Origin of the sequence: Methylobacterium longum (assembly GCF_022179385.1) — a bacterium.
Taxonomy (GTDB): domain Bacteria; phylum Pseudomonadota; class Alphaproteobacteria; order Rhizobiales; family Beijerinckiaceae; genus Methylobacterium; species Methylobacterium longum.
Genome location: NZ_BPQS01000010.1, coordinates 28,734 through 46,557, shown reverse-complemented (window position 1 = coordinate 46,557; position 17,824 = coordinate 28,734). Strand labels below are relative to the sequence as shown.

Sequence of the window (17,824 nt, the reverse complement as noted above, 5' to 3'; positions counted from 1 at the left end):
TAAGCTGACATCGCGGGGCGAATGACACAAAATCAAAGAACTGGCATTTGCATAATTTTTGAGCACTTCTGTATCCCTGCCGCTGCTCGCGCCATCCATGTGGTTTTTACGCCACAATTGATTGCGGGGAGGCCGCATCGACTTAAGCCGGCGGCGAAACAGCTTCCGAAGGCGGGATCAATGCTGTCCGGTCAGGCCGCCCGGCCGATCGGATCGCAGCGAAACCCTCCGAAGGCAGCCCGCGCCAGGCGCTCCGCGAGGGCTGGCAGGAACAGCATCGCCTCCTCGGCGAGCCGCCAGGGCGGATTCACCACGATCAGGCCGCTGCCGCTCAGCCGCGTCGGATCGTCGGGCCGGTCGATGAGCAGGTCGAGGCGCAGCGCCGGGCGGACCAGGGCGCCGTCGAGGCTGCGGACCATGCGGTCGAGGGCGGCGGCATCCTTGACCGGATACCAAGCCAGGAAGATGCCGGTCGGCCACTTCGCCACGGCGCGGGCGAGATGAGCGCCGAGCCGCTCGATCTCGCCGGGCACCTCGTAGGGGGGATCGATCAGCACGAGGCCGCGCCGCTCGGGCGGCGGGATCTGGGCGTTGACCGCCGCCCAGCCGTCGAGGCTCAGCACCTTGGTGCGCGGGTCGCGCGCGTAGCGGTCCCGCAGCGTCTCGGCGTCGGCCGGGTGCAGTTCCACGAACACGCCCTTGTCGCCGGGGCGCAGGGCCTCGCGAATCACCGCCGGGGACCCCGGATAGGCGCTCGCGCCGTAGCGCGCGCGCACCGCCGCCACGGCCGCGCGGTAGGGCGCGAGCAGCGCCTCGACGGGCTCCGCGAAGGGCGCGTCCATCCGGCCCCAGCCCTCGCGCCACTCGCCGGTGCGGGCGGCCTCGTCGGCCTCCAGGTCGTAGACGCCGAGGCCCGCGAAGGCGTCGAGCGCCCGGAACGGCTTGTCCTTCAGGCGCAGGTGGTCGAGCACCCGCGCCAGCACGAGGTGCTTGAGCACGTCGGCGTGGTTGCCGGCGTGGAAGGCGTGCCGATAGTTCATGGGAGGGCCGTGAAGCGGATCCCGCGCCCCAGGTCCAGCCGCGGGGGCCCAAACCGCCGAAAAATCTCAGCGCGCCGCGTCGAGGGTGACGTCCGGCGCGCGGCAATTGCCGCGCGCGACGTCGGGGCAGGGCGTGAAGCCGCGCAGGTCCTTGCCGAAGCAGATGCGGACCTCCTGCAGCCGGCCCCGCGTGCAGGTGACCGCCATCATGTCGGGCCGCAGGCCGCGGTTGGCGGCCACGAATTGCCGGGCGATCTCGATGGGCGCGAGCGTCTGCGGGGGCGACCTGCCCTTGAAGCCGTCGGGGATGGTCACAGACAGCCGGGCCTCCCGCGCCGCCGCGAAATAGGCGGCGGGGTCGAGCCCCGAGCAGGTGCCGTGCTTGCGCCACTCGTAGCGGGCGAGCCCCTCGCTCGGATAGACCTGGCCGGCCACCTCCATGGCCTGCCGGGTGGGCGAGCGCGTCACGGCCGAGCAGTTTTCCGGGTAGCCCCGGGCATATTGCGGCCACAGCCCGTGGACGACGAAGCCGAGGCCGCGGCCGGGGGCGCACTGGGTATCGTCCCGGCGCTCGCCCGGGCCCGCGCAGTAGGTCGGCGACCACGACAGGGCCAGCACGTAGAAGTCGAAATCACCGGGCGCGCTTCGCCGCGCGAAGCCGCCGTAATCCTGGGCGGCGGCCGGACCGGCGAGCAGCAGGCCGGCGAGGCAGGCGGCGAGGCGGCGCATCCTCAGGGGCGCGCCATCCGGCAGGCGGTGGCGTACGCGTAGGCGAGATCACGGTCCAGGCCGTGGACGCAGAACTCGACCCCCCAGGTCGCTCCGATGATGCCGAGGCTCTCGCGCACCGAGTAATCCACCTTGCGGCGGACGCCGTCCGAGGTGGTCACGGTCGCGGTGCAGAACCGGCGCGGATAGGTGTCGAGCCCCCAGGGGCGCCAGGCGGTGCGCGCGATCGTGTCGAAGGACAGGATCGTCATCGACGAGTTCCAGAACTTCGCCTCCTTCTCGGCGAAGTTGGTCGAGACCCGCTCCAGCACCGAGGGATCCTGGCAGCCGGGGATCTGCGCGTCGAACGGGAAGATCCGCTCCTCGGAGGGCTCGATATCCTCCCGGGCCGAGCGGGCGAGCGCCGGCTGCACCAGGGAGAGGAGGGCCAGCCCGAGGGCGAGGCTGTGACGGATCGGGCGCATGGCGCGGGCCTCGGCGGATGTGCGGTCCTTCATCGGGGAACGATGGCCCGGGCGGGCCGCCAGTCAAGATCTGGCTCCGCCGCGGCGACGCTTTGACGGGGGGTGCGGCGCCGCCGCTACAGTGCGGAGGGCACGGTGCGGCGGGTCACGGTGCGATGCGCCGGGGTCGCCGACCGCTCAGTAGATCGGCCCCGTGCTCGGCGGCGGCGCACCGAGCTGCAGCGGCTCGTCGTAGTCCTGCGCGGGCTCCTCGGGTGCGGCGGCCGCGATCCGCGGGGCGGGGCGGGGCGGCGGCGCGGCGGTGTAGGCCGTGGCCGCGGGCGGACGCGCCGGGGCGCGGGCGACCTGGGTCGGGCTCCCGGCCCGGGACATCGGCGACACGCCGTAGGGATCGTCCTCCTCGATATCCACGGGCGCCTGCGGGGCGGCGGGCTGGCGCGGCGGCGGGACCGGGCGGGACAGGGGCCGCTCGACGCCGGTGCCGAGCTGCGGCGTGAACTTGATCAGCGGCTGGCAGATCCGCTTGAGCCCGCGCGGGTCGTGCCGGGCGAGGTCGACGTGGATGTGGTCGTAGTGGAACACGTTCGAGCCGGGGGCCAGGACCGTGGTGAAGCGCTGGCAGGCGCCGAGGAAGATCTCGCGCAGGAAGCCCTGCTCGGCCTCCGTGCCGCGCCAGCCGCCCTTCACGGTGATCACGTGGCCGTCGGCGAGCTTGATCGACATCACGTCGATCGCGTTGCCGTAGCCGTGCTCGGAGAGCTTGGCGCCGGGCTGGTTGTTGCGGCCGCGGCAGGAATAGGAGCCCGCGTTGATCTCGGCCACCGGCACGCCGAAATACAGGTTGGCGGCGGGCTGGATCGTGTCGGCGAGCCACGCCTCGGCCTCGGCCAGCGCCGGGCAGCCGAGGGTCATCCGCTGCTTCATCAGGACCGTGCCGCCGGCGAGCCGCGTCACCCGGAAGGGCTGCTGCATGCCGCAGGGGCCCGGCCCGTCCATCGCGGCGATCGGCGTGATGAACTCCGAGGGCTCGACGAGCTTCTTGGCCAGGCAGACCTGCTCCGCCTGATCACGCCACGGGTCGCGCCGCTCGAAATGGTTGACCGAGCACGCGGTGAGGCCGGCGCCGAACAGCGCCAGGGCCGAGAACAGGGATACGCCACGCCACATGACCCGGACGATGCGCACGGTCGCGTAAAGCGTTCGTCAACGGCGTTTCGGGAATGGCCCGGCCTGTGGCGTCTCGGTTGACAGGGCCGCGGGGCGCGGACTGAATGCATTATGCTGTCACTCCTCGACCTCCGCGCCCGCATCTCAGCCGGCACCCTGACGCCCGCGGGCGCGATCGATCTCTGCCGGGCCGCGATCGCCGCGCGGGAGCCGGAGCTGCACGCGCTGGTCACGCGCGATGCGGCACCGGCGATCCCCGAGACCGGGCCGCTCGCCGGCATCGCGGTGGGGGTGAAGGACATCATCGATAGCGCCGGCCTGCCGAGCCAGATGGGCTCGGCGATCTACGCGGGCTGGATGCCCCGGGGCGACGCCGCCGTGGTGAGCCGGCTGAAGCAGCTCGGCGCCGTCGCCCTGGCCAAGACCACCACCACGGCCTTCGCGAGCAGCGACCCGACCGCGACGGTGAACCCGCACGATGCCGGCCACACGCCGGGCGGCTCCTCGGCGGGCTCGGCCGCCGCCGTCGGCGCCGGCCTGCTGCCCCTGGCGCTCGGCACCCAGACGGCGGGCTCGGTGATCCGCCCCGCCAGCTATTGCGGCTGCGCGGCGGTGAAGCCGTCGTTCCGGCTGATTCCGACGGTCGGAGTGAAGACCTATTCCTGGGCGCTTGACACGGTCGGGCTGTTCGCCGCCGGAGTGGCGGACGTCGCCCACGCCCTGGCGCTGGTCACCGGCCGCCCCGAGATCGACCGGGCGGAGGCGGGTTCGGCCCCCCGGATCGCCCTGGTGCGGCAGGACTTCGCCGAGGCGCCGGAGCCGGAGGCCGAGGCCGCGCTGGCCCGGGCTCGGCAAGCCGCGGAGCGGGCCGGCGCGCGGATCACCGACCTCGCCCTGCCGCAGGAGCTGACGCAGGCCTGGGACCGCCAGAGGATCATCCAGAACTACGAGGGCCGGCTGGCCCTGGCCTGGGAATACGACACGCAGCGCGACGCGCTGCCGCCCCTGGTGCGGGCCCATCTCGACGCCGGGGCGGCGATCAGCCCGGACCAGTACGACGACGCCCGCCGCCACGGCCACCACGCCCGGCGGGTGCTGAAGGGCGTCTTCGCCGATTTCGACGCGATCCTCACCTTCTCGGCGCCCGGCGCGGCGCCCGCGACCCTGGCGGCCACGGGCGACCCGCGCTTCAACCAGCTCTGGACGCTGATGGGCGTGCCCTGCGTGAACGTGCCGGTGCCCGGGCACCGGCTGCCGGTGGGCGTGCAGGTGATCGGCCGGTTCGGCGACGACGGCCGGGCCCTGGCCGTCGCCCGGATGATCGAGGGCGCCCTGCGCGGCTGAGGGACCGGCGCGGCCGGGCGCTCAGCTGCTCGGCTGCTCGTGGAGGGTATCCTCGACGTAGAGCTGCTCCAGCAGGACCTTGATCACCGCCATGAGCGGCAGGGCGAGGGCGATGCCCCAGAGCCCGAAGATGACGCCGAGGATCAGCTGCCCGGCGAAGATCGTGGCCGGCGGGATGTTCAGCGCCCGCTTTTGAATGAACGGCGTCAGGCCGTAGCTCTCCAGGCACTGGACGGCGAGGTAGACGCCGATTGCCCCGATCACCGCCTTGGTGCCGGAGGCCAGGGCGGCCAGGACGATGACGAGGCCCGCCACCAGCGGCCCGACCGTGGGCACGAAGGCCAGCAGACCCGCCTGCAGCCCCAGGATCAGCGCGCCGCCGATGCCGAGGAAGGCGAGGCCCACCCAGGTGCAGACGAAGATCACCGCCATGATGATCAATTGTCCGAACAGCCAGTGCCGGAGGGTCTCGCCGGCCCCGTCCACGACCTGCGACGCGCGCCAGCGCTTCGCCGGCGGTACGAACCGGACGACGCCGTCCCGGTAGGCCTTCGGATCCGCCGCGAAGGCGAGGCCCAGGAAGGCGATGACCAGGACGTTGCCGAGCGCGTCGAACAGGCCGAGGATCACGGCCGCGGCCGGGCCGAGGACGCTGCCGGCATCCGAGACGAAGGAACCGCCGCCCTTCATCAGGCCTGAGGCGAGGCCGGCGAGGCCGCCCTCCTTCTGGTTGGATTCGGTCGAGCCGTCCTTGCCGCCGCCCTGCGGCGCGAGGCTCGGCACGTCGATGCCGCGCTCGGAGAGCCAGCCCGACACGGTGCCGGCCTGATCCTTGATCGTCGTGCCCAGGTCGCGGCCCTGCTGCACGATGGTGGCGCCGCCGTAGCTCCCGAAGCCGATCACCGCGGCCGCAACCGCGAGGCTGGCGATGGACAGGCGGAGGCCCCGCGGCAGCGGCAGGATCCGGCCCAACCCGCGCGTCAGGCCGTCGAGGAAGACGCCGAGGAGCACGCCGGCGAAGATCAGCAGGAGCGTGCCGGCCGACATCCAGGCCAGCGCCAGCGCCGCCACGAAGCACACCACGATGATCCCGGAGGCCGCGAGCGGCGCCGTCCCGCGCCGGGACCGGGCCGGGCCGTCCGCGTCCTGAATCCTGCTGTCCGACATCTTCGCTCCTGCGTGGCGGGCTCACGAACGCCGCGGGCCCCGCCGGGTCAAGTGCGATGGCGCCGGTTCCGTCGCGGCCTTGGGGACCGGACGGCGTCCCGCGCGTTGTCCGCGCACGCCGCCGGAACCCAGGCGCCGGCCCCAGCAGGAGTTTCCGCATGAGCAGCTACAATGACACGCACGTTCGCTCCCTCGGCCCCGGCCGGTCCGTCGACAACGGCGACCAGCTCAGCAGCGTGATCCTGCTCGGCATCTCGCTCGTGGGAGCCGCCGCCGCGGTGCTGCTCAACGCCCTGATCGTGTAGCGCGCTCAGGCCCAGCGCCCGGCCGCGGCATCGTCCCGGGCCGTCGCCTCCACCCAACCGCCGGTCGTGCCGTCCGCGAGGTGCTCGCGCTTCCAGAACGGCGCCCGGGTCTTGAGGTAGTCCATCAGGAAATCCGCGGCCTCGAAGGCCGCGACCCGGTGGCTCGCGGCGGTGACCACCAGCACGATGCCGTCGCCCGGGCGCACCAGACCGTGCCGGTGGATCACCCGCAGGGCCTGGAGCGGCCAGCGCGCCAGCGCGTCCTCGGCGACCCGGAGGATCTCGATCTCGGCCATGCCGGGATAATGCTCCAGTTCCAGGGCCGCCAGCCGCCCGTCCTCGTCGCGGCACAGCCCCGTGAAGGTGACGACGGCCCCCGCCCGGCCGCCGAGCTCGGCGCTCACCCGGGCGATCTCGGACGCGGTGTCGAAGGGCTCGGCCTGGATGCCGACGCTCGGAACGGGGGCGCTCATACCGCGATCCATAGGAGGACGCGGCGGTCGGGGCCAGTGCCGTGCCTGTCACATCCGATCCCGGCTCTATATGACACCCTCCGTCGCGCCCTGCCGGCCCGGCGCGCGATCCACGATCCTCCGGATCAGCCCGCGGGCTCCGGCCGGCGGTGGAGAAGGATATTCGCGTGACCCCCGACCTGATCCTGGCCTATGACGGCGTCCTGCCGGATTTCGCGAGCCGCCCCGTCTGGTGCGGCCGCGGCAGCACGGTGATCGGCGCCGCCCGCATCGGCGCGCAGGCCTGGATCGGCGACGAGGCGGTGATTCGCGCCGACGGGCAGAGCATCACCCTCGGCGACCGCTTTTGGCTCGGCCACCGCTCGACGGTCCACATCGCCACCCTGACGCACGGCACCCAGGTCGGCGACCGCGTCACGGTCGGGCGCAACAGCGTCGTGCATGCCTGCACGGTCGGCTCCGACGTGGTGATCGAGGACGACGTCGTGATCCTCGACGGCGCGGAGATCGGCGCCGGCGCGGTGATCGAGGCGGGTTCGACCGTGTTCCCCCGGACGCACCTGCCCGGCGGCCACGCCTATGCGGGCAGCCCGGCGCGTCCGAGCCGCCCGATCGCGCCGGAGGAGGCCGCCGAGCGCGCCGAGCGTCTGCGCGAGCGCATGGGCGACGGGTCAGCCTTCCCGGCCGGGGAACCGGCGGAGGTCGAGGCGAGCGTGTTCGTGGCGCGCACCGCCCGGTTGCGCGGGCGGGTGAGCCTCGGTGCCGGCTCCAGCGTGCTGTTCTGCTGCGATCTCAACGCCGAGGTCGGCCCGATCGTGGTCGGCGCCGACACCAACATCCAGGACAATACCGTCATCCGATCCCGGGCGGACGGGATCGTGATCGGGCGGGACGTCACCATCGCCCACAACGTCCGCATCGCCGATTGCCGGATCGGCGCCCGCTCCCTGATCGGCATCGGCGCGACCATCGCGGCCGGCACGCTGATCGCCGACGACGTCATGCTGGCCGCCGGAGCCACGACCGATCCGGGCCAGATCCTGGAGGCCGGCTATCTCTGGGGGGGCCGCCCGGCCCGGATCCTCGCGCCCCTCGACGCCGAGAAGCGCGCGATGATGATTCGCATCGTCGAGGGCTACTGCCAGCACGGGCGGGAGTACCGGGCCGCGCAGGAGGCGCTGGGTCAGGAAGCCGGCGGAGCGTGACGGGAAGCGCTCCGTCCGCGCCGGGTTCGGGCGGCCGCGCGGTCCATCGCCCTCGGCCGGCGCGATGACCACCTGCGCGCTCCCGTGTCCGCGCCGTCGGCCCCAGGGACCGTATCGGGCGTCAGCCAGCGCCCGGCTCGCCGCCGGGGAGGGAACCTCTCCGACCGCGCGTGAGGCCGGCCCGATCGGCGACGCGGAGGCGGCCGGATGCAGAGGCCGGGCGCGGCGCGCTCCCGCGGTCCCCGGCGGGTTCCTCGCGGCCCGTCAGTGCTGCAGGATCTTCGACAGGAAGGTCTGCGCCCGTTCGGACCGCGGGCTGCCGAAGAAGTCTTCCTTCCGGGCGTCCTCGACGATCTCGCCGCGGTCCATGAAGATCACCCGGTCGGCGACCTTCCGGGCGAAGCCCATCTCGTGGGTCACGACCATCATGGTCATGCCCTCCTTGGCGAGTTCCACCATCACGTCGAGCACCTCGCCGACCATCTCGGGGTCGAGCGCCGAGGTCGGCTCGTCGAACAGCATCACCACCGGGTTCATCGCCAGGGCCCGGGCGATCGCCACGCGCTGCTGCTGGCCGCCCGAGAGCTGGCCCGGGAACTTCGTGGCATGGGCGCTGAGGCCGACCCGGGCGAGGAGGTCGAGGCCGCGCTTCCTCGCGTCCTCCGCGCTGCGGCCCAGCACCTTGCGCTGCGCGATGGTGAGGTTGTCGGTGATGGACAGGTGCGGGAACAGCTCGAAATGCTGGAACACCATGCCGACCCGCGAGCGGAGCTTGGGCAGGTTGGTCGACTTGTCCATGACCTTCGTGCCGGCCACCGTGATCTGGCCCTTCTGGAAGGGCTCCAGGGCGTTGACGCACTTGATCAGGGTCGACTTGCCGGAGCCCGAAGGACCGCAGACGACCACGACCTCGCCCTTGGCGACCTTGGTGGTGCAGTTCGTCAGCACCTGGAAGTCGCCGTACCACTTGCTGATGTTGTCGATGGCGATCATCGTCTCGCCGGGTGCGACGACGGGCGCGCCGGAGACCAGGCCGCCGGGTTGCAGGCCGGCATCCTTCGGCGCGTGTGCCGCGTCGACAGCGGGCTCGCCGGCGGTGGGGGCCGGCATCGGGGACGAGGTCATGACGCGGTCTCCAGTGTCGGTCAGCGGATGATGGCCACGCGGCGCTGCAGGCGGCGCACCAGGAACGAGGCCGAGAAGCAGATCGCAAAATAGACCACCGCGGCGAAGATATACATCTCGACGAGACGGCCGTCGCGCTGGGCGATCTTCGAGGCGGCGCCCATGAAGTCTGTGAGCGACAGCACGTAGACCAGCGAGGTGTCCTGGAACAGGACGATGGTCTGGGTCAGCAGCAGCGGCAGCATGTTGCGGAAGGCCTGGGGCAGGACGACGTTGCCCATGGTCTGCCAGTAGTTCATCCCGACGGCCTGGGCGGCGGCGGTCTGGCCCTTCGGGATCGACTGGATGCCGGCCCGCATGATCTCCGAGAAGTAGGCGGCCTCGAAGGCCATGAACGTGATGAGCGCCGACGGGAAGGCGCCCACCTGGATCGGCGTCGTCGACCCGGTCACGTAGGCGCCGATATACGGCACCAGGAAGTAGAACCAGAAGATCACCAGCACCAGCGGCAGCGAGCGGCACAGCTCGACGTAGCCCTTGGCGAGGTGCCACAGGCCGGGGATGCCCGAGAGCCGCGCCATCGCCAGCAGCGTGCCGATGATCACGCCGCCGACCGCCGCCAGGGCGGTCAGGGTCACGGTGAAGACCATGCCCTGGCCGAACAGGTAGGGCAGGGACGAGGCGATGACGGAGAAGTCGAAATTCGAGAGCATCGGGGCCTGTTCGCGGTGGCCGTCGGACGGCGGAGGATCGGAAGCGGGCGGCCCTCAGCGCTGGCCGGGGATGGCGACCGCCTTCTCCAGGAAGGTCGCCGCCGTGACGACCACGAGGTTGATGATCACGTACAGCACGGTCGCGGCCGTGAACGCCTCGAACACCTGGAAGGAGAATTCCTGCATCGAGCGGGCCCGGGCGGTCAGTTCCAGCAGGCCGATGGTCAGTGCCACGGACGTGTTCTTCAGGTTGTTGAGGAATTCCGAGGTCATCGGCGGCAGGATGATCCGGTAGGCGTTCGGCAGCAGCACGTAGCGGTAGGTCTGGTAGGTCGTGAAGCCCATGGCGGTACCGGCCATGCGCTGGCCCCGCGGCAGCGCCTGGATGCCGGCGCGGACCTGCTCGGCGACGCGGGAGGCGGTGAAGAAGCCGAGGCACACCACCGCGGTGTAGAACGGCGCATCCGGCAGTTGCTTGATCGCGTCGCCGATCCGGGTGGGCACCACCTCGGGCAGCACGAAGTACCAGAGGAACATCTGCACCAGCAGCGGCACGTTACGGAACATCTCGACGTAGGCCGTCCCGATCGCGTTCGCGGTCTTCGACGGCAGGGTGCGCAGCACGCCGATCAGCGACCCGAGGAAGAAGGCGATCACCCAGGAGCAGAGCGCCGTCGCGATCGTCCACATGAGCCCCGAGAGCAGCATGTCGAGATACGTGCCGTTGCCCTCCGGGGAGGCGTCGAAGAAGATCCGCCAGTTCCAGTTGTAGTTCATCGCGCCGCTTCTGAGAGAGGTACTGCGTGCCCGGCCCGTCCCATCCCCGCCCGCATCCTGAGGCGCCCGCGTCGGCGGGCCTCCGAGGAGGGCTCCGGAAGGCGCCGCGCTCCCCGAGGCCTCCTGCGAGGCCTCCGCTGCGCCTCGGCACCTCAGGAAGCGGGTGAGGATGGGAGAGCCTCGAGACTTCAGGCTCGGACAGTCGGACGGATCCTCCGCCTGTCGTGGCGCACCGCGGGCCCTTGCCCGCGATGCGCCGCATCGTGGACCGGCCTCAGTAGGCCGCCGGATCGGGGCTGGAGATCGGCGTGGTGAACTGCTTCTTCATCTCCGCGCTCATCGGCAGGTTGAGGTTGATGTTGCGCGGCGGGATCGCCTGCGTGAACCACTTGTCGTAGAGGGCCTTGCCGTCGGGGCTGGTGTACAGCTTGGCGGTGGCGGCATCCGCGACCTTCTTGAAGGCGGTGTCGTCCTTGCGCAGCATGATGCCGTAGGGCTCAGGCTTCGACAGGGCCTCGGTGGAGATCTCGTAGGCGGACGGGTCCTTCGACGAGGCGGCCAGCGAGGCGAGCAGCACGTCGTCCATCACGAAGGCCACGGCGCGGCCGGTCTCGACCATCAGGAACGCCTCGGCGTGGTCCTTGGCGGGGAGGATCGTCAGGCCGAGCTTCCGCTCCGTGTTGGCCTCGTTGATCTGCTTGATGTTCGTGGTGCCCGAGGTCGACACGACGGTCTTGCCCTTCAGGTCTTCGATCGTATGCAGATTGGCCGACTTCTTCGAGACGTAGCGGGTCGCGGTGAGGAAGTGCGAGTTGGTGAACCACACCTGCTTCTCGCGCTCGGCGTTGTTGGTGGTGGAGCCGCATTCGAGGTCGATCGTGCCGTTGGCCATCAGCGGGATGCGGGTGGCCGAGGTGACCGGGTTGAGCTTCACCTCGAGGTTCGGAAGGCCGAGATTGGCCTTCACAGCGTCGGCGATCTTGAAGCAGATATCCATCGCGTAGCCGATCGGCTTCTGGTCGGCGCCGAGATACGAGAAGGGTACGGAGGCGTCGCGGTAGCCGATGACGATGGCGCCGGTGTCCTTCACCTTCTTGAGGGTGCCGGTCAGTTCCTCAGCCCGCAGGCTCAGGGGCGCGAGGGCGAGGGTCAGGCCCAGCGCCGCGGCCAAGCCGCGGCGAGCGATATCAGACTGCATCGGTACGGAACTCCTGGATCGGGCCGAACGGTGTCGGCTGGGGGCGGGGCCTGCGGGCCCGCCCGCTCGGGCGACGCTTTGCAATGATGGTGCCGGGAGACGGGTCGAGGTGCCGCGCGGACCTGCGGCCGAATGCGGACAGGGCGCGGTCATGCGCGTGCGGACGCACGCAGATGCGATCCCTGCCGCCCCCATGGCCTCCTCCCAGGCGCCGAGCCGGCCTCACGCTCGCGCCGCCAGCATCATGCACACTTCTTAAGCGCACGCACGCGGTGTGGAGGACGGAACCGTCATCTTGGCTGACGAATCCCCGGCATAGAAAACGACAGCGCCGTCCCGCACTGTCTCGCGGGGCGGCGCTGCGCTGAAGAGCCGTGTCGACGGCTGGTGCGGCTTACTTCGTCAATTCATTACCACTGTAGTCGATCTTGCCGTCGGCGCCCTTCTTCCACTCGTACATGACGTAATCGGGCCGGGTGATGTCGCCCTTCTTGTCGTAGGCGATCGGGCCGACCACCGTGTCCACCGGCTTGCCCTGGTGCAGCCACTCCGCGAGCTTCTTGCCGTCGCTGGAGCCGGTCTCGGCCATCGCCTTCGCCAGGACCTGCACGGCCGCGTAGGAGTAGAGCGTGTAGCCCTCGGGATCGATGTTCTTCGCCTTGAAGGCGGCGAGCGCGTCCTTGGCGTTCGGGTTCTTGCGGGCGTCCGGCGGGAAGGTGGTCAGCGTGCCCTCGGCGGCGGGACCCGCAATCGCCACGAGTTCGCGGTCGACCATGCCGTCGCCGCCCATCATCGGCGCCTTCAGGCCCTGGTCGCGCATCTGGCGCAGGATCAGGCCGGCCTCCGTGTAGTAGCCGCCGAAATAGACGACGTCGACGTTGGCCGACTTCAACTTCGACACGAGCGCGGAGTAGTCCTTCTCGCCCGGGTTGATGCCCTCGTAGATCGCATCCTTGCCGCCCTTGGCCTTCAGCGCCTTCAGGGTCTCGTCGGCGAGGCCCTTGCCGTAGGGGGTCTTGTCGTGGACGAAGGCGATCTTCTTGCCCTTGAAGCGATCGGCCAGGTAGGTGCCGGCCACCGCGCCCTGCTGGTCGTCGCGGCCGCAGGTGCGGAACGTGTTCCACATGCCGCGCTCGGTGAACTTCACGTTCGTGGAGGCGGGGGTGACCTGGATGATGCCGGCGTCGAGGTAGACGTCGGAGGCCGGGATCGACACGCCCGAGTTGTAGTCGCCGACCACCATCTTCACGCCGTCGCTGGCGAACTTGTTGGCCACCGAGACGCCCTGCTTCGGGTCGGAGGCGTCGTCGCCGACCGTGACGGTCAGCGTCGTGCCCTTCAGCGTGCCGGCCTTGTTCAGGTCCTCGACCGCCTGGCTCGCGCCGTTCTTGAGCTGCGCGCCGATGGCGGCGCTGTTGCCGGTGATCGGCGCGGCGACCCCGAGCTTGACCTCGGCGGCCTGCGCGGCCGCCACCATCGCGCCGAGGGCGAGCCCGGCCAGCAGAATCGATCTCATCGCGTACTTCCCCTCAGTGTCAGGACCGCACGTGCGGATCCGGCCGCACTCATCGGACCTCGCCCGCCGCCGGCGCCCGCTCGCGCCAAGTCAGCGGTGAGGTCTTCTCGTAGAGCCAGCGGTACTGGCTCGTCATCTGGCGCGTCCGCGTGTAGCGGAAGCCCGCCGCGCCGATGATCATGACGACGACCGCGTCGACCGCATAGTAGTGCAGCGACAGCAGCGTGCCCGAAAAGAGGGCGTAGTGGATGAAGCGCACGGCGGCCGCCACCAGCAACAGGGCCAGCGCGCAGTGCCAGAACGGCCGCCAGCCCCGGGCGATGCCGCGTGCCGCCATCCAGCCGGCCCAGCCGCCCATCACCACGGTGACGAGCAGGAACAGCCAGGCCGATGGCTCCTCGTACAGGATCCCCTGCAGCATGCTCATGCCCCGACCGGGCCGGCATGGCCCCCTTCCAGATAGGCGGCCTTGACGTTCGGATCGTCCAGCAGCGCCCGGCCGGTGCCGCTCATGGTGACCCGGCCGTTGACCAGCACGTAGCCGCGATGGGCCAGCTTGAGGGCGTGATAGGCGTTCTGCTCCACGAGGAAGATGGTCATGCCCTCGGTCCGGTTCAGCTCCCGGATGGCGTCGAAGATGCCCTTCACCACCAGCGGCGCGAGGCCGAGCGACGGCTCGTCGAGGAGCAGCAGCCGCGGACGGCTCATCAGCGCCCGGGCGATGGCCAGCATCTGCTGCTCGCCCCCCGACATGGTGCCGGCGCGCTGATTCAGGCGCTCCTTCACCCGCGGGAACAGGGTGCAGACCTTCTCCAGATCCTCCGCGAAGAAGCGCCCGTCGTGGAGCGCCGCGCCCATCTGGAGATTCTCGTAGACGCTCATCCGCGGGAAGACCCGGCGACCCTCCGGCGATTGGGCGATGCCGAGCCGGGCGATGGCGTGGGTCGGCATCCGGGTGATGTCGCGCCCGTCATAGGTGATCGTGCCGGAGCGCGCCTGCGGACTGCCGAAGATCGTCATCATCAGGGTCGACTTGCCGGCGCCGTTGGCGCCGATCAGCGTGACGATCTCGCCGTCGGCGACGTCGAGATCGACGCCCCGGAGGGCCGCGACGCTGCCGTAGTAAGTGGATACGTCGCGCACCGCGAGGAGCGGCGGCTTGGCCCCCGCCTGGATCGCCCGCGTCTCCTCGACCAGGACGTTGATGCCGGCGACGCTCATGCCGATTGCCCCGTCTGGACGTCGTCCGCGTGCGGCACGGTGATCCCGACCTCGGCCTCCACGGCCTCCACCTCCTCGTCCTCGACGCCGAGATAGGCGGCGATCACCTTCGGGTCGGCCCGCACCTCGGCGGGGGAACCGTCGGCGATCTTCACGCCGTAATCCAGCACGACGACGTGGTCGGAGATCTGCATCACCACCGACATGTCGTGCTCGATCAGCAGCACCGAGGTATCGTGCGCGTCGCGGATGTGGCGCAGGAGCCCGTTGAGTTCCGCCGATTCACGCGGATTGAGGCCGGCCGCCGGCTCGTCGAGGCAAAGCAGGACCGGATCGGTGCACATCGCCCGGGCGATCTCGAGGCGCCGCTGCGCCCCGTAGGGCAGGGCGCCCGCCGGATCGTCGGCCCGCTTCAACAGGTCGATGCGGTCGAGCCACGCCTTGGCCCGCTCGATCGCGGCCGCTTGAGCGTCCTGGTAGGTCTTGAGGCCGAGCAGCCCCAGGATCGTGTAGCCCGAGGCGCGCATCAGCGGCGCGTGTTGGGCGACCAGCAGGTTCTCCAGCACGGTCATGCCCTGGAACAGGCGGATGTTCTGGAAGGTGCGGGCCACCCGGGCGGTGCGGTTGACCTTGTGGTTGGGCAGCCGCTCCAGAAGGTGCGTCGTGCCGTCGGAATGCGCCAGCGTCAGCATGCCCTCGGTGGGCTTGTAGAAGCCGGTGATGCAGTTGAAGACCGTGGTCTTGCCGGCCCCGTTCGGGCCGATCAGCGCGGTGATGTCGCCGCGCCGTGCCGCGAAGGACAGGTCGGAGACGGCGGTGAGGCCGCCGAACCGCATGGTCAGGTGCTCGACGGCGAGCACCGGCGGGGCGACAGGCGCCACCGGGACGTCCGCATCCGCCGCCATCAGCCGTGCCCCTCGCTCACGTGGGCGCCCGAGACCGCACGCCGCTGGCCCAGCGACACCGAGGGCAGGCGCTCCGAGATCAGCCCCCGCGGCCGCCAGACCATCATGGCCACCATGGCGAGCCCGAACAGCAGCAGGCGGTACTCGTTGGGATCGAACCCCTCGCCGAACACGGCCTTCAGGAAGCCGAGGTTGCGCAGCATCTCCGGGCCGCCGACCATGGCCACGGCGGCGATGGCGACGCCGACCTGGCTGCCCATGCCGCCCAGCACCACGATCGCCAGGATGATGGCGCTCTCCAGGAAGTTGAAGCTCTCCGGGCTGATGAAGCCCTGGCGGACCGCAAAGAACGATCCGGCGATGCCCCCGAAGGCCGCCCCCAGGGCGAAGGCCGTGAGCTTCGTGGCGGTGGTGTCGATGCCGAGCGACCGGCAGGCGATCTCGTCCTCGCGCAGGGCCTCCCAGGCCCGCCCGATCGGCAGGCGGCGCAGGCGCAGGGTGACGAAGTTGGTGATCAGGGCGAGCGCGAGGATCAGGTAGTACAGGAACACGAGCCGGTGCATCGAGTCGAACGGGATGCCGAAGGTGGCCGCGAACCCGTCCTCTCCCGCCGTGAACGGGATCCCGAAGAAGGTCGCGCGGGGGATCGACGAGATGCCGGCGCCGCCCCCGGTGACGTCGGTCCAGTTGATGAGGACGAGGCGGATGATCTCGCCGAAGGCCAGGGTCACGATGGCGAGGTAGTCGCCGCGCAGGCGCAGGACGGGAAAGCCCAGGATCATGCCCCATACGCCCGCGAACACGCCGGCGAGCGGCAGGCAGACCCAGAAGGACAGGCCGAAGGTGGTCGACAGCAGCGCGTAGGAATAGGCCCCGACCGCGTAGAAGGCGACGTAGCCGAGGTCGAGCAGGCCCGCGAGGCCGACCACGATGTTCAGGCCCCAGCCGAGCATCACGTAGGTGAGGATCAGGATGCCGAGGTCGATCCAGTAGCGGGCCGAGGACAGGCCGCCTGTGGCCAGGGCCGAGAGGATCGGCAGGGTCAGGGCGACGCCGATGAACAGCCAGAGGCCGAGCTTCGAGGTCTTCTGACCGGCGTCGGGCTCGCCGTGCACGGCCTCCGTGGCCTGCGCCGGGGAGGGCGTCAGCGCCCGCCGCGCGTCCCGGCGCAGGAGCACGAGGCGCTGGACGATGCGGGCGACGAAGATCACCGCGCAGAGCGCCGCCACCAGACCCCAGCGCGGCACGAGCACCAGCTCGCTGCCGGGTCCCGGCTCGGTCCGGTAGGCGATGATCGGCACGCAGAGGCCGAAGGCGACGAGGGCGTAGAGGGCGGCGTCGCGCAGGATGCCGGCCATCACGGATTCGGGAAGCGCAGCCTGGGAACGCGCCATCAGACTTTCTCGACCTCGGGCCGGCCCAGGATGCCCGACGGCATGAAGATCAGCACGATCGCCAAGATCGAGAAGGCGGCGACGTCCTTGTACTCGATGGAGAAGTAGGCGGACCAGAACGTCTCGATCAGACCGATGATCAGGCCGCCGAGCACGGCGCCGGGCAGGGAGCCGATTCCCCCCAGGACCGCGGCCGTGAAGGCCTTCACGCCGGGCACGAACCCGTCCGAGAAGGACACGACGCCGTAGTACATCAGGTACAGCACCCCGGCGACCGCCGCGAGGCCGGCACCCAGCACGAAGGTCAGCGAGATCGTGCGGTCGACGTCGATGCCGAGCAGCGCCGCCATCTTGCGGTCCTGCTCGCAGGCGCGCTGCGCCCGGCCGAAGGGCGTCCGCTGCACGAGGTACCAGAAGCCCGTGAGCAGCACGGCGGTCACCCCCATGATCAGCACCTGCTTCCAGGCGAGGAACACCGCGTAGCCGTCGCGCTCGAACAACGTGATCCCGCCCGACAGCATCGGCGGCGTCGGCTTGTTGCGGGCGCCCTGCACCACCTGCACGAAGTTCGACAGGAAGATGGACACGCCGATCGCCGAGATCAGCGGCGCGAGGCGGAACGACCCGCGCAGCGGCCGATAGGCCACGCGCTCGATCGCCCAGCCCCACAGGGCGGTGAGCGCCATGGTGATCACCAGCACCACCAGGAACGCCAGCGCGATGGAGCTGACCCCGAGCCAGGCCGTCAGCAGCAGGAAGGTGATCAGCGCGATGAAGCAGGAGACCATGAAGACGTCGCCGTGGGCGAAATTCACCATGCCGATGATGCCGAACACCATGGTGTAGCCGATGGCGATCAGGCCGTAGATCGAGCCGAGCGTCAGCCCGTTGATCAACTGCTGTACGAAGACGTCCATGAACTCTCGCGCGCGCTGTGCCGTGCCGCCTCTGGAGACCGCAGGCAGCGCGGCGGGGCAAGTCTCGTACCGCAGCGGTCGCACGGCGGCCACAGGTTTCATCGCCGCCTGAGCGTTGCATGAAAACAGTCGACCGAGCCAGTAACGGACCTCGGATGGGCTTG

General features: G+C 70.5%; 19 protein-coding genes. 3 read left to right on the top strand and 16 right to left on the bottom strand.

Going from position 1 to position 17,824, the window contains the following annotated elements; genetic code table 11:
• Positions 1 to 191: 191 nt before the first annotated feature.
• The 4 genes from MFF58_RS11690 to MFF58_RS11675 form a co-directional block, all read right to left on the bottom strand.
• Positions 192 to 1,040, bottom strand: a complete 849-nt coding sequence (locus tag MFF58_RS11690; protein ID WP_238287478.1) for a 23S rRNA (adenine(2030)-N(6))-methyltransferase RlmJ — start codon at positions 1,038 to 1,040, stop codon at positions 192 to 194.
• A 66-nt stretch (positions 1,041 to 1,106) separates the two neighbouring features.
• On the bottom strand, positions 1,107 to 1,769 hold the full coding sequence (locus tag MFF58_RS11685; protein ID WP_238287473.1) for a ribonuclease T2 family protein: 663 nt from the start codon (positions 1,767 to 1,769) through the stop codon (positions 1,107 to 1,109).
• Between the two features lie 2 nt (positions 1,770 to 1,771).
• Entirely contained in the window at positions 1,772 to 2,233 is a 462-nt protein-coding gene (locus MFF58_RS11680) for a hypothetical protein (protein ID WP_238287689.1), read from the bottom strand.
• Between the two features lie 177 nt (positions 2,234 to 2,410).
• On the bottom strand, positions 2,411 to 3,400 hold the full coding sequence (locus tag MFF58_RS11675) for an extensin-like domain-containing protein (RefSeq protein ID WP_238287471.1): 990 nt from the start codon (positions 3,398 to 3,400) through the stop codon (positions 2,411 to 2,413).
• Between the two features lie 111 nt (positions 3,401 to 3,511).
• Here MFF58_RS11675 and MFF58_RS11670 point away from each other — a divergent pair, with 111 nt between their 5' ends.
• Positions 3,512 to 4,744, top strand: a complete 1,233-nt coding sequence (locus tag MFF58_RS11670; RefSeq protein ID WP_238287469.1) for an amidase — start codon at positions 3,512 to 3,514, stop codon at positions 4,742 to 4,744.
• A gap of 21 nt (positions 4,745 to 4,765) precedes the next feature.
• Here the strand turns inward: MFF58_RS11670 and MFF58_RS11665 are convergent, their stop codons facing one another.
• A complete protein-coding gene (locus MFF58_RS11665; protein ID WP_238287468.1) occupies positions 4,766 to 5,911 on the bottom strand; it encodes an AI-2E family transporter in 1,146 nt (381 codons plus the stop codon).
• 158 nt (positions 5,912 to 6,069) lie between these two features.
• Between MFF58_RS11665 and MFF58_RS11660 the strand changes: the two genes are divergently transcribed.
• Positions 6,070 to 6,216 (top strand): hypothetical protein, encoded by a 147-nt coding sequence (locus MFF58_RS11660; protein ID WP_238287465.1) that lies wholly within the window; start codon positions 6,070 to 6,072, stop codon positions 6,214 to 6,216.
• 5 nt (positions 6,217 to 6,221) lie between these two features.
• On the opposite strand, the gene MFF58_RS11655 is transcribed toward MFF58_RS11660, so the two are convergent.
• Positions 6,222 to 6,689 (bottom strand): molybdenum cofactor biosynthesis protein MoaE, encoded by a 468-nt coding sequence (locus MFF58_RS11655; RefSeq protein WP_238287463.1) that lies wholly within the window; start codon positions 6,687 to 6,689, stop codon positions 6,222 to 6,224.
• Between the two features lie 167 nt (positions 6,690 to 6,856).
• Between MFF58_RS11655 and MFF58_RS11650 the strand changes: the two genes are divergently transcribed.
• Positions 6,857 to 7,894: a gamma carbonic anhydrase family protein gene (locus tag MFF58_RS11650; RefSeq protein ID WP_238287461.1), complete on the top strand. Its 1,038-nt coding sequence runs from the start codon at positions 6,857 to 6,859 to the stop codon at positions 7,892 to 7,894.
• A gap of 264 nt (positions 7,895 to 8,158) precedes the next feature.
• On the opposite strand, the gene MFF58_RS11645 is transcribed toward MFF58_RS11650, so the two are convergent.
• The 10 genes from MFF58_RS11645 to MFF58_RS11600 form a co-directional block, all read right to left on the bottom strand.
• Positions 8,159 to 8,887, bottom strand: coding sequence for an amino acid ABC transporter ATP-binding protein (locus MFF58_RS11645; RefSeq protein WP_238287688.1), 729 nt, complete (start codon positions 8,885 to 8,887; stop codon positions 8,159 to 8,161).
• A gap of 152 nt (positions 8,888 to 9,039) precedes the next feature.
• Positions 9,040 to 9,732 carry an amino acid ABC transporter permease gene (locus tag MFF58_RS11640; protein WP_238287460.1) on the bottom strand — a complete coding sequence of 231 codons (693 nt, stop codon included), beginning with the start codon at positions 9,730 to 9,732 and terminating at the stop codon, positions 9,040 to 9,042.
• Positions 9,733 to 9,786: 54 nt separating this feature from the next.
• Positions 9,787 to 10,509, bottom strand: a complete 723-nt coding sequence (locus MFF58_RS11635; protein ID WP_238287458.1) for an amino acid ABC transporter permease — start codon at positions 10,507 to 10,509, stop codon at positions 9,787 to 9,789.
• A gap of 274 nt (positions 10,510 to 10,783) precedes the next feature.
• Complete coding sequence (locus MFF58_RS11630; protein WP_238287457.1) at positions 10,784 to 11,707, bottom strand: amino acid ABC transporter substrate-binding protein; 924 nt, start codon at positions 11,705 to 11,707, stop codon at positions 10,784 to 10,786.
• 394 nt (positions 11,708 to 12,101) lie between these two features.
• The gene (locus MFF58_RS11625; protein WP_238287450.1) at positions 12,102 to 13,223 is read right to left on the bottom strand and encodes a branched-chain amino acid ABC transporter substrate-binding protein; all 1,122 of its coding nucleotides are present in this window, start codon (positions 13,221 to 13,223) and stop codon (positions 12,102 to 12,104) included.
• A gap of 49 nt (positions 13,224 to 13,272) precedes the next feature.
• Positions 13,273 to 13,641 carry a DUF6867 family protein gene (locus MFF58_RS11620; RefSeq protein ID WP_238287686.1) on the bottom strand — a complete coding sequence of 123 codons (369 nt, stop codon included), beginning with the start codon at positions 13,639 to 13,641 and terminating at the stop codon, positions 13,273 to 13,275.
• Positions 13,642 to 13,646: 5 nt separating this feature from the next.
• Entirely contained in the window at positions 13,647 to 14,444 is a 798-nt protein-coding gene (locus tag MFF58_RS11615) for an ABC transporter ATP-binding protein (RefSeq protein ID WP_238287448.1), read from the bottom strand.
• Entirely contained in the window at positions 14,441 to 15,349 is a 909-nt protein-coding gene (locus tag MFF58_RS11610; protein ID WP_238287446.1) for an ABC transporter ATP-binding protein, read from the bottom strand. The genes MFF58_RS11615 and MFF58_RS11610 overlap by 4 nt, the downstream gene beginning before the upstream one ends.
• The gene (gene livM / locus MFF58_RS11605; RefSeq protein WP_238287444.1) at positions 15,349 to 16,743 is read right to left on the bottom strand and encodes a high-affinity branched-chain amino acid ABC transporter permease LivM; all 1,395 of its coding nucleotides are present in this window, start codon (positions 16,741 to 16,743) and stop codon (positions 15,349 to 15,351) included. Before livM ends, MFF58_RS11610 begins: the two co-directional genes overlap by 1 nt.
• Positions 16,743 to 17,660, bottom strand: a complete 918-nt coding sequence (locus MFF58_RS11600; protein ID WP_238287442.1) for a branched-chain amino acid ABC transporter permease — start codon at positions 17,658 to 17,660, stop codon at positions 16,743 to 16,745. Before MFF58_RS11600 ends, livM begins: the two co-directional genes overlap by 1 nt.
• Positions 17,661 to 17,824: the final 164 nt, after the last annotated feature.